Annotated in this window: 13 protein-coding genes; 9 read left to right on the top strand and 4 right to left on the bottom strand. The window is 69.6% G+C overall.

What is annotated here, in order from left to right:
• On the top strand, positions 1–348 hold a 348-nt coding region (locus ACE3T5_RS11905; RefSeq protein ID WP_374667838.1), incomplete at its 5' end, for a porin.
• Between the two features lie 7 nt (positions 349–355).
• Here the strand turns inward: ACE3T5_RS11905 and ACE3T5_RS11900 are convergent.
• Complete coding sequence (locus ACE3T5_RS11900; RefSeq protein WP_374667836.1) at positions 356–1,264, bottom strand: 23S rRNA (adenine(2030)-N(6))-methyltransferase RlmJ; 909 nt, start codon at positions 1,262–1,264, stop codon at positions 356–358.
• Between the two features lie 242 nt (positions 1,265–1,506).
• Here ACE3T5_RS11900 and rplM point away from each other — a divergent pair, with 242 nt between their 5' ends.
• From rplM to erpA, 5 genes are all read left to right on the top strand, one after another.
• A complete protein-coding gene (gene rplM, locus ACE3T5_RS11895) occupies positions 1,507–1,938 on the top strand; it encodes a 50S ribosomal protein L13 (protein ID WP_374667834.1) in 432 nt (143 codons plus the stop codon).
• A 2-nt stretch (positions 1,939–1,940) separates the two neighbouring features.
• On the top strand, positions 1,941–2,333 hold the full coding sequence (rpsI, locus tag ACE3T5_RS11890; protein ID WP_374667832.1) for a 30S ribosomal protein S9: 393 nt from the start codon (positions 1,941–1,943) through the stop codon (positions 2,331–2,333).
• Between the two features lie 76 nt (positions 2,334–2,409).
• Positions 2,410–3,117 (top strand): DUF6776 family protein, encoded by a 708-nt coding sequence (locus ACE3T5_RS11885; protein ID WP_374667830.1) that lies wholly within the window; start codon positions 2,410–2,412, stop codon positions 3,115–3,117.
• Between the two features lie 34 nt (positions 3,118–3,151).
• Positions 3,152–3,553, top strand: coding sequence for a polymer-forming cytoskeletal protein (locus ACE3T5_RS11880; RefSeq protein WP_374667828.1), 402 nt, complete (start codon positions 3,152–3,154; stop codon positions 3,551–3,553).
• A 57-nt stretch (positions 3,554–3,610) separates the two neighbouring features.
• Positions 3,611–3,976: an iron-sulfur cluster insertion protein ErpA gene (erpA, locus tag ACE3T5_RS11875; protein ID WP_374667826.1), complete on the top strand. Its 366-nt coding sequence runs from the start codon at positions 3,611–3,613 to the stop codon at positions 3,974–3,976.
• Between the two features lie 22 nt (positions 3,977–3,998).
• Here erpA and ACE3T5_RS11870 read toward each other — a convergent pair whose 3' ends face one another.
• Positions 3,999–5,108: an anhydro-N-acetylmuramic acid kinase gene (locus ACE3T5_RS11870; RefSeq protein WP_374667824.1), complete on the bottom strand. Its 1,110-nt coding sequence runs from the start codon at positions 5,106–5,108 to the stop codon at positions 3,999–4,001.
• A gap of 36 nt (positions 5,109–5,144) precedes the next feature.
• A complete protein-coding gene (locus ACE3T5_RS11865; RefSeq protein WP_374667822.1) occupies positions 5,145–6,500 on the bottom strand; it encodes a M23 family metallopeptidase in 1,356 nt (451 codons plus the stop codon).
• Between the two features lie 117 nt (positions 6,501–6,617).
• Between ACE3T5_RS11865 and tyrS the strand changes: the two genes are divergently transcribed.
• Genes tyrS through ACE3T5_RS11850 form a run of 3 tightly spaced genes read left to right on the top strand, consistent with a single transcriptional unit; the run spans position 6,618 to position 8,594 of the window.
• A complete protein-coding gene (tyrS, locus tag ACE3T5_RS11860) occupies positions 6,618–7,856 on the top strand; it encodes a tyrosine--tRNA ligase (RefSeq protein WP_374667819.1) in 1,239 nt (412 codons plus the stop codon).
• Between the two features lie 40 nt (positions 7,857–7,896).
• On the top strand, positions 7,897–8,187 hold the full coding sequence (locus ACE3T5_RS11855) for a type II toxin-antitoxin system VapB family antitoxin (protein WP_374667817.1): 291 nt from the start codon (positions 7,897–7,899) through the stop codon (positions 8,185–8,187).
• A complete protein-coding gene (locus ACE3T5_RS11850) occupies positions 8,187–8,594 on the top strand; it encodes a PIN domain nuclease (RefSeq protein WP_374667815.1) in 408 nt (135 codons plus the stop codon). The genes ACE3T5_RS11855 and ACE3T5_RS11850 overlap by 1 nt, the downstream gene beginning before the upstream one ends.
• A gap of 9 nt (positions 8,595–8,603) precedes the next feature.
• On the opposite strand, the gene ACE3T5_RS11845 is transcribed toward ACE3T5_RS11850, so the two are convergent.
• On the bottom strand, positions 8,604–9,746 hold the full coding sequence (locus ACE3T5_RS11845; RefSeq protein WP_374667813.1) for an ABC transporter substrate-binding protein: 1,143 nt from the start codon (positions 9,744–9,746) through the stop codon (positions 8,604–8,606).
• Between the last annotated feature and the right edge of the window lie 78 nt (positions 9,747–9,824).

The following is a 9,824-nucleotide window of genomic DNA, read 5'->3' as shown; positions in this document are numbered from 1 at the left end:
GCGCCCTTCGCGAGCGCCGACACCACGACCGACTGGATGCTCGGCGCCTCCTACGATTTCCAGGTGGCCAAGGCCTTCGCCACCTGGGGCAAGTCGAAGTCGAGCGTGCTGGTGCCCAAGACCGCGACCGTGTCGCTGGGCGTGTCGGTGCCGGTGGGTGGCGGCCGCGTGCTGCTGGGCACGGCCCGAACCGAGCGCGACCCTGGCGCCACGCGGCGCACCACCACGCTGGGCTACGACTACTTCCTGTCCAAGAGCACCGACGTCTATGCCATGCTGATGCGCGACACCCTCAGCGGCGCCACCAGCGGCAGCAGCTTCGGCGCGGGCATCCGCAAGCGGTTCTGAACGGCCGCTAGCCGCCGTTCTCCACCTTCCACGCCTGCCCGCGGCCGCGGCCCAGCACTTCCACCAGGGGGGGCAGGGCTTCGCGCAGGCCGGCGGCCAGCGTGTGGGGCGGGTTGATCAGGAACACGCTGCTGGCCGTCAGGCCGGGGCGGCGCACGCCTGCCCCCGCCAGCGGGGCGGCCGGCGCCTCGTCCGCCTGGCCGATGTGCAGCATGGCATGCAGCCAGGGGCGGCCGGCCTGCTGCGCCAGCGTCTTCAGCCGGCGTGGCAGCGCGTGCGCCTCCGGCCGCGGGATCACCGGCATCCACACCATGTAGCTGCCGGTGGGGAAGCGCTTCAGCGCGTCCTGGATGGCGGCGCCGACGCGGGTGTAGTCGGTCTTGATCTCGAAACTGGGGTCGATCAGCACGAGGCCACGGCGAGAGGGCGGCGGCACCAGCGCCTTCAGGCCCTCGAAGCCGTCCTCGCGCTTCTGGCCCACCTGGCGGACCTTCTCCATCTGCGCCACGTGGCCGGCCAGCGCCTTGCTGTCGGTCGGGTGCAGCTCGAACAGCCACAGCCGGTCGCGCGGCTCGCGGCGCAGCAGCGCATGCACCACGAAGGGCGAGCCGGGATAGATCTTCAGCCGGCCCTCGCGGTTGAAGCCGCGCACCAGGTCCAGGTAGTCGGCCACCAGCGGATGCGCGCCCTCGGCGGCGAGCGGGCTGGCCATGAGCTTCACGATGCCATCGGCCGCCTCGCCCGAGGTGCCGGCAAAGTCGCTGTCCAGCCGATAGAGGCCGGCGCCCGCGTGGGTATCCACCACCGTGATGGCGGTGGGCTTGGTCATGAGGTGGCGCAGCACGGCCACCAGCACCAGGTGCTTCAGGACATCGGCGTGGTTGCCGGCATGGAAGCCGTGGCGGTAGGAGAACATGCGTGATTGTCACTCGCAAAACGCCTGCGGCGTTCGGTGCGTAGTGACTGAGCGGTTGCCGGGGGCGTGGCGTCCTGCATCCTTCTGGCTATAATGCCGGGTTCGCAGCGCCTTGGGCCCCCGCGGCGAAGCAGTACAGAACCCACCTAAGAGATCCCCGCAAGAGGGACACCGACCGTGGAAAAGGGGCAGATCGCGGTCCCCGCTCACGTGGGAGCCGCCAAACCAACTCGAGAGTCTTTATGACCACCACTGTCAGCGCCAAGCCCGCTGACGTGCGGCACGAGTGGTTTGTGATTGACGCGACCGACAAGGTCCTCGGCCGGGTAGCCAGCGAAGCTGCCCTCCGACTGCGCGGCAAGCACAAGGCCATCTACACGCCTCACGTCGACACCGGCGACTTCATCGTCGTCATCAACGCCTCCAAGCTCCGTGTGACCGGCACCAAGGAGACCGACAAGGTCTACTACCGCCACACCGGCTACCCCGGCGGCATCAAGGCCCAGACCTTCAAGGAAATGCAGGCCAAGCACCCCGGCCGCGCCCTGGAGAAGGCCGTGAAGGGCATGCTGCCCAAGGGCCCGCTGGGCTACGCCATGATCAAGAAGCTGAAGGTGTACGGCGGTGCCGAGCACCCGCACACCGCGCAGCAACCGAAGCCCCTGGAGATCTGAGCATGATCGGTGAATGGAACAACGGCACCGGCCGGCGCAAGAGCAGCGTCGCCCGCGTGTTCCTCAAGAAGGGCTCCGGCAAGATCACGGTGAATGGCAAGGACATCGCCGAATTCTTCGGCCGCCAGACCTCCATCATGATCGCCAAGCAGCCGCTGGTGCTGACCAACAATGTCGAGGCCTTCGACATCCAGGTCAACGTCCACGGTGGTGGTGAATCCGGCCAGGCCGGCGCCGTGCGTCACGGCATCACCCGCGCCCTGATCGACTACGACGCGGCCCTCAAGCCGCAACTCTCCGCCGCCGGCTACGTTACCCGTGACGCCCGCGAGGTGGAGCGCAAGAAGGTGGGCCTGCACTCCGCCCGCCGCCGCAAGCAGTTCAGCAAGCGCTGATCCCCGCTCGCCCGAGCCCGAGGCCGCACAAGTTCACGCTTGCTGCGGCCTTGTGCTTTGGGCACAGTCGCATCCCATGCGCTTCAAGCTCCTGCGCCGCCGCCTGACGATCAGCGCACCGCGCATGTCGGTGCGCAGCGCCATGCCCTGGCCCATCCGATGGGCGCTGGCCGCGGTGGTGCTGGGCTTCTGCGCCGCCATCGGCCTGTGGGCCTTCGAGCTCGGCAAGGACATCGCCGGCGTGGATACGGGCGCCAAGGAAGAGGTGGTCCGCCTGCGGGCCGAGGTCGCCCAGCTGCGCGAGGAGCGCGACAAGGCGCAGTCCATCCTCAACACCTCCGGCAGCCTGATCACCGCCGAGCGCGCCGCGCAGGAGCGCCTGGCCGCGCAGATCCGCACACTGGAGACCGAGAACCGCTCGCTGCGCGAGGACCTGGGCTTCTTCGAGAAGCTCATCCCCGCCGGTGGCGGCGAGGGGGTGGCCATCCGCGGCCTGCAGGCCGAGGTGCTGTCGGGCACGCAGCTCAAGTGGCAGGTGCTGGTGATCCAGCCGGTGAAGAACGCGCCCGAGTTCCAGGGCCGGCTGGAGGTCAGTCTCTCCGGTACGTTGGACGGCAAGCCCTGGCTGATGCCGCTGCCCGGCGGCGCGCTGCCGCTGCAGTTCCGCCAGTACCGGCGCCTGGAGGGCATGGTCAATCTGCCGGAGCGGGCCGTGGTAAAAAACGTGTCCGCCAAGGTCCTGGACGGTGCCGCCACGCGGGCCGTTCAGAGCGTCGCGCTGTAGGCCGACCCGCGGCCCCACCGAGGAGAACGACCCCATGTTCGGCAAGAAGTCCCAGCCCCCCATCAAGAGCCTGATCGCCCAGGGCACCCGCATCGAGGGCCACATGCAGTTCAGCGAGGGCCTGCGCATCGACGGCGAGGTGTTCGGCGACGTGCATGCCGCCGGCGAATCGAGCAGCCTGCTGGTCATCTCCGAGGCGGCCACGGTGCAGGGCGAGATCAAGGCCGACCACGTGATCATCAACGGCAGCGTGCGCGGCCCGGTGCACGCGCGCGAGCTGCTGGAGCTGCAGCCCAAGGCCCGCATCGAGGGCGACGTGACCTACGTCGCGCTGGAAATGCATCAGGGCGCGGTGATCTCGGGGCAGCTCAAACCCATCGTGGCCGACGGCAGCGCTGAAAAGCCCTTACTGAAACTGGCGGCAAAGTCCGCCTGATTGGCGGCAGCCGGCCGGCCGGCGTAATATCCGACTGAAACTACCAGGATTTCGACCATGAGCGCTGTCGCCGAGAACGTGTCCACCGAAATGCCCGCGCCGCTGATCTTCACCGAGAGCGCGGCCGCCAAGGTGGCCGACCTGATCGCCGAGGAAGGCAACCCCGATCTGAAGCTGCGCGTCTTCGTGCAGGGCGGCGGCTGCTCCGGCTTCCAGTACGGCTTCACCTTCGACGAAGTCGCCAACGACGACGACACGGTGATGACGAAGAACGGCGTTTCCCTGCTGATCGACGCCATGAGCTTCCAGTACCTGGTGGGCGCCGAGATCGACTACAAGGAAGACCTGCAGGGCGCGCAGTTCGTCATCAAGAACCCCAACGCCACCACCACCTGCGGCTGCGGTTCGAGCTTCTCGACCTGACCGTTCGAACGCGGCCTGCCGATCAGGCGGGGTAGACCGCACCCAGCACACGGGCGCCTCGGGCGCCCGTGGTGCTTGTGAGCGCCAGCTTTCGCCCTTCGACGCACTGGCAAGCCAGCCAGGCGAAGGCTGCGGCCTCCACCTGCTGCGGTGGAATGCCCCGCTCCGCGCTCGCGACCACCGCCACCGGCGCCAGCAGGGCGCCCAGCCGCCGCATCAGGTGGGCATTGAAGGCACCGCCGCCGCACACGATGACCTCCGCCACGTCGCGGCCGTGCAGCCGCACGGCGTCCGCGCAGCCGCGGGCGGTGAGTTCGGCCAGCGTGGCCTGCACATCGCGCGGGTCCAGGCCCGGCCAGGCGTCCAGGCGGGCCTGCAGCCAGGCGGGGTGGAACAGGTCGCGCCCGGTGCTCTTGGGCGGCGGCAGCGCGAAGTAGGGCTCGGCCAGCAGGGCCGCCAGCAGGCCGGCGTGCACCTGGCCGCCGGCCGCCCAGGCGCCCTCCCGGTCGAAGGGCTGGCCGGTGTGGCGTGCGCACCAGCCGTCCATCAGGGCGTTGGCCGGCCCGCAGTCGAAGCCGATCTGCCCGCCACCCGGGCGCAGCACGGTGAGGTTGGCGATGCCGCCGAGGTTGAGCACGCCGACCGCGGCGTCGTCGCGGCCGAACACCGCGTGGTGGAAGAACGGGGCCAACGGCGCACCCTGGCCGCCGGCCGCGACATCGCGGCTGCGGAAATCCGCCACCACCGTCAGGCCGGTCAGCTCCGCCAGCAGGGCCGGCTGGGCGAGCTGGATGGTGTAGCCGGTGCCGTCGAACTGCCCCGGCCGGTGGCGCACGGTCTGGCCATGGGCGCCGATGGCCCGCACGGCCGCGGCCTCGGTGCCGGTGTCCGCCAGCAGGCGCATGGCCACGTCGGCGTAGAGGCGCATCAACGCGTTGCCGGCCAGCCAGGCGCGATGCAACTCGTCATGACCGCTCGTGTTGAGCGCCAGCAGCTCGGCGCGCAGCGGCGCGGGCAGCGGGGACTCTGCATGGGCGATGACGCGTGGCCGGGGCCCGGCGCAGTCGGCCAGCACGCCATCCACGCCGTCGAGCGACGTGCCGGACATCAGGCCGATATAGAGCGTCGACATGGTCCGCAGCGGGCACCGCGCGGGGCGGCGCCCGGGCTACTCCATGCGGGCGGCGACCGTGGTGGTGGCCGCCGCCGAGAGCTGCACGCGCAGGCTGGCCACGGCCTGCTCGAAGGCCGGGCGGGCGCTGGCGGCCAGCGGCCGGCTTTCGCTCTTGCGGGCGATCTCGATCGGATCGCGATGCTGGCCGTTCTGGCGGAACTCGAAGTGCAGGTGCGGGCCGGTGGCCCAGCCGGTGGCGCCGACGGCGCCGATGCGCTCGCCGCGCTGCACGGACTGGCCCTGGCGCACGTCGATGCGCGAGAGGTGTGCGTACAGCGTCTCGTCGCCCTGGCCGTGGCGCACGCGCACGACCTTGCCGTAGCCGCCCATGACGCCGGCGAAATCGACCACGCCGTTGCCCACCACACGCACCGGAGTGCCGGTGGGCGCGCCGTAGTCCACGCCCATGTGGGCGCGCCAGGTCTTGAAGATGGGGTGCAGGCGCATGGCGAAGCCGCTGGTCACGCGCGAGAACTCCATCGGCGAGGCGAGGTAGGCGCGCTCCAGGCTTTCACCCGAGAAATCGTAGTAGCCGCCCTGGGTGCCCGGCTCCTGGAACCACAGTGCGTTCTTCACGCGGCCGGCGTTCACGAACTCGGCGGAGATGACACGCCCGGTGCGCAGCGGCTCACCGTCGGCCTCCAGCGTTTTATAGACCACGCTGAAGCGGTCGCCCTTGCGCAGGCCGCGGTGGAAGTCGATGTCGCCGGCGAAGATGTTGGCGAGCTGGATGGCGATGGGGTCGGCGATGCCCGATTCGTCCGTCGCGGCGAAGAGCGAGCTGCGGATGGTGCCGCTGCCCAGCCGGTACGAGGCGGAGAGCGGCGCGATCTCGATGCGGGAGGCCAGCCGGCCTTCGGGCGTGCGCTCGACCACCAGGCGCTTGAACAGGTTGTTGTCGCCGAAGGTCCAGCGGGCGGTGAGCCGCGCGAGCTGGCGCTCCTCGGTCGTCTCCACGCGCACCTGCCGGCCGTTCAGGCCCAGCAGTTGCTGGCGCACGTTGGCATCCTGCCGCAGGAAGGCGGCCGCGGCGGCGTCGCTCACGCCCAGGCGGGCCAGCAGCGTATCGACGGTGTCGTTGGGCCGGACGGTGTCGCTCAGGTAGAGGTTGTAGCGGTGCAGGTCGAGCGCATCGCTCTGCGCGGCCAGGGGCAGAGGCTCCACCGACTCGATCACCTGGCGCACCGGCATGGCGGCGGGATCGGGGCCGAGGGAGGCGACTGCGAACGCGCCACCGCCACCCCCCAGCAGCACAGCGGCGATCGCGGCCGTGATGTGCCTGGGATGATGTTCCAGCGTATGAAGGGCTGCGGCCTTGAGCCGGGCCGCTGCGATCAGGATGTCCTGCATCGGTCCTTGGGTTGCTGCCGGCCGGAGGCCGGGAAGGGAGCGCCCACTAGAATCGGCGGTCCCCGGCGACCCGGAAGTATAGCCATGCCGCCGGGCCCGGCCTACGAAGAAACCCTCATGAGTCAAGACGCCGCCCCCCCGTCCCACCCGGTGACCGACCGCACCCGCGAAGCCCTGGCGGTGAGCCTGCGCGGGGCCGATGAACTGATCCCGCAGGAGGACTGGCTGCGCAAGCTGGCCCGTTCCGAAGCCACCGGCGTGCCGCTGCGCATCAAGCTGGGCCTGGACCCGACGGCGCCCGACATCCACATCGGCCATACCGTGGTGCTGAACAAGATGCGCCAGTTGCAGAACCTGGGGCACACGGTCATCTTCCTGATCGGCGACTTCACCAGCCTGATCGGTGACCCGTCGGGCCGAAACAGCACCCGCCCCCCGCTCACGCCGGAGCAGATCAAGGCCAACGCCGAGACCTACTACGCCCAGGCCAGCCTGGTGCTCGACCCGGCGAAGACCGAGATCCGCTACAACAGCGAATGGAGCCTGCCGCTGGGCGCCATGGGCATGATCCAGCTCGCCGCCAAGTACACCGTGGCGCGCATGATGGAGCGCAACGACTTCCACCAGCGCTTTACCGCCGGCACGCCGATCAGCGTGCACGAGTTCCTGTACCCGCTGATGCAGGGCTACGACTCGGTGGCGCTCAAGAGCGACCTGGAGCTCGGCGGCACCGACCAGAAGTTCAACCTGCTCATGGGCCGCCACCTGCAGGCCGAGTACGGCCAGGAGCCGCAGTGCATCCTGACCATGCCGCTGCTGGAGGGGCTGGACGGCGTCGAGAAGATGTCGAAGAGCAAGAACAACTACATCGGCATCACCGAGGACGCCAACACCATGTTCGCCAAGACGATGTCGATCTCCGACACGCTGATGTGGCGCTGGTACACGCTGCTGTCGTTCCTGAGCGAGGCGCAGATCGCGAAGCTGCGCGCCGAGGTGGAGGGCGGCCGCAACCCGCGCGACGCCAAGGTGATGCTGGCCAAGGAGATCACCACGCGCTTCCACAGCGCCGCGGCGGCGGACGCGGCGGAGCAGGACTTCATCAACCGCAGCAAGGGCGGTGTGCCCGACGAGATCCCCGAGGTGGCGCTCACCGGCGCCCCTCTGGGCATCGCGCAGCTGCTCAAGCAGGCCGGCCTGGCCCCCTCCACCAGCGAGGCCAACCGCCTGATCGACGGCGGCGGCGTGCGCATCGACTCCGCCGCCATCAGCGACAAGGGGCTCAAGCTGCCCGCCGGCACCTATGTCGTGCAGGTGGGCAAGCGCAAGTTCGCGCGGGTGACGCTGGCCGAGTGAGTGGGCTGCTGGTTTGTACATTGCCTGTACAATTCCTGTCATGCTCACGAACATCGACATCGACGAGGCGCTCATTGCCGAAGCGATGGCACTCACCGGTGCGCGCACCAAGCGCGAAGCCGTCGACCGCGCCCTGCGTGAGATGGTGGCCAGGGCCAAGCGGCCGCGGTTCCGGGACTTCTTCGGCATCGGCGGCATCGATCCGGCTTACGACCCCAAGGCATCCGCACCTGAAGATTTCGGCAAGGGTCGCATCATGGAGCCGGAGTCGCCCTATGCGACGGCCCGGCCATCGCGTCCTGCCGAGGCCAAGGCTCGCCGCAAGCGCTGATGCTGCTGGTCGACTCTTCGGTGTGGATCGACGCGCATCGGGGTGCGCAGACCGAGTCCACGCGGTTCATCGCTAGTCGGGACGAAGTCGACGAACTGGCGGTGACCGGGTTGATCGTGCAGGAGGTCTTGCAGGGCGTGACCAGTGACCGAGCCTTCGACCACTTGTTCGCCATGTTCACGGGCCTCACGGTTCTCGAACCCCAAGGCCTGGCGACGCACAGGCTCGCGGCCCAGCTCTACCGACGAGCGCGGAGCGCCGGCTTCACGATCCGCAAGCCCACCGATTGCCTGATCGCGGCGCTGGCCCTCGAGCAAGACGCCCTGCTGGTGCACAACGACCGAGACTTCCTGTTTCTCGCGCAGGTCGAGCCGGCCCTGCTGATCTTCCCGGGCCGGCCCCACTGAGCGGCCGGCTCAGCGAATGAAGTTGCCGTTCGGCCCCACCACCGTGATCTCGACGAAGTTCGAGCCATGGTGGTTGGTCGGGCTGAAGTTCAGCTCGTAGCCGCCCAGGTCCAGCCGGCCCAGCTTCTCCATGCCCTGCACCAGGCTCTCGGGTGTGGGGTTCTTGCCGGCCGCCTTCAGCCCTTCGATCAGCACGCGGCCGTTGATGTAGCCGGCGTAGTGGTCGTAGTCCACCGGCCGGTCCTCGCGCTGCATCAGCTGGGCGAAGTTGCGTGCCAGCGGATTGGTGGCGCGCCAGGGGTAGGGCGTCGCTCGTGAGACGGCGAGGCCGCGCGCGTCGTCGCCCAGCGCCTTCAGGATCATCGTGCCGAGCGACAGCGAGAAGGTATAGACCGGCGCGCCGACCCAGGCGCGGTTGGCCTTCACGTAGGGCAGCACCGCCGGGCCCGCTACCACCATGATCACCGCCTGCGGCCGCGCCGCGGCCACCGCCTGGGCCGTGGCGACCGCGTCGGCGCCGGACACCTCCAGCGGTCGCGCCACGGCCACGGTGGCGCCCTCGGCCTGGATGATGCGTTCGGCCAGGGGCAGCAGCAGCTTGCCGAACTCGTTGTTCTGGTAGACCACCGCCAGCCGGGTGGACTGGATCGCCTTCAGGTTGCGCACCATGCGCACCAGTTCGTCGGCATAGCTCGCCTGCGTGGTGAAGAATGTCGGGTGGTGCCGCTCGCGCAGGGCCGGGCTGCCGCTGTAGGCGGCGATGAGCGGCATGCGCTTCTCGGCGATGTAGGGCAGCACGGCGGCCGTCTGTGCGGTGCCGACGGTGCCGAACAGGCTGATCACCTCCTTCTGCTCGACCAGCGTGCGGGCGTTCTCCAGCGTGCGCTTCGGGTCGAAGGCGTCGTCGAGCATCAGCAGCTCGATCGGCCGGCCGCCAATGCCGCCCTTGCGGTTGATCTCGTCGAAGGCGATCTTCTGCCCGCCGAGCACGCCCAGCAGCGGGCCAGCCATCGGCCCGGTGAGCGGGGCCGACTGGCCGATCAGCAGCGGCTTGGCCGCGGCACGCGCAGCGAGCGGGAGCGCGCAGGTGGCGGCGACGGCGGCGAGAACCAGGCGCCGGTTGCAGCGCGGGGCCGGGGGGGTGTGGGGCATGGCGATCTCCTCAACGGGGTGGATGGAGAGGCCATGGTTCGGCACGCGGGCCGGTGCGTCTGTCGGCCGCTTGCCGCA

This window comes from Ramlibacter sp. (genome assembly GCF_041916345.1).
GTDB lineage: Bacteria > Pseudomonadota > Gammaproteobacteria > Burkholderiales > Burkholderiaceae_C > Ramlibacter.
This window is presented reverse-complemented; position numbering and strand designations above follow the sequence as displayed.

Excerpts from the sequence above, each read along its gene's own strand:
- erpA (WP_374667826.1), top strand. The coding sequence starts at position 3,611 with ATGAGCGCTGTCGCCGAGAACGTGTCCACCGAAATGCCCGCGCCGCTG.
- rplM (WP_374667834.1), top strand. The coding sequence starts at position 1,507 with ATGACCACCACTGTCAGCGCCAAGCCCGCTGACGTGCGGCACGAGTGG.
- rpsI (WP_374667832.1), top strand. The coding sequence starts at position 1,941 with ATGATCGGTGAATGGAACAACGGCACCGGCCGGCGCAAGAGCAGCGTC.
- ACE3T5_RS11885 (WP_374667830.1), top strand. The coding sequence starts at position 2,410 with ATGCGCTTCAAGCTCCTGCGCCGCCGCCTGACGATCAGCGCACCGCGC.
- ACE3T5_RS11865 (WP_374667822.1), bottom strand. The coding sequence starts at position 6,500 with ATGCAGGACATCCTGATCGCAGCGGCCCGGCTCAAGGCCGCAGCCCTT.
- ACE3T5_RS11880 (WP_374667828.1), top strand. The coding sequence starts at position 3,152 with ATGTTCGGCAAGAAGTCCCAGCCCCCCATCAAGAGCCTGATCGCCCAG.
- ACE3T5_RS11900 (WP_374667836.1), bottom strand. The coding sequence starts at position 1,264 with ATGTTCTCCTACCGCCACGGCTTCCATGCCGGCAACCACGCCGATGTC.
- ACE3T5_RS11845 (WP_374667813.1), bottom strand. The coding sequence starts at position 9,746 with ATGCCCCACACCCCCCCGGCCCCGCGCTGCAACCGGCGCCTGGTTCTC.
- ACE3T5_RS11855 (WP_374667817.1), top strand. The coding sequence starts at position 7,897 with ATGCTCACGAACATCGACATCGACGAGGCGCTCATTGCCGAAGCGATG.
- tyrS (WP_374667819.1), top strand. The coding sequence starts at position 6,618 with ATGAGTCAAGACGCCGCCCCCCCGTCCCACCCGGTGACCGACCGCACC.
- ACE3T5_RS11850 (WP_374667815.1), top strand. The coding sequence starts at position 8,187 with ATGCTGCTGGTCGACTCTTCGGTGTGGATCGACGCGCATCGGGGTGCG.
- ACE3T5_RS11870 (WP_374667824.1), bottom strand. The coding sequence starts at position 5,108 with ATGTCGACGCTCTATATCGGCCTGATGTCCGGCACGTCGCTCGACGGC.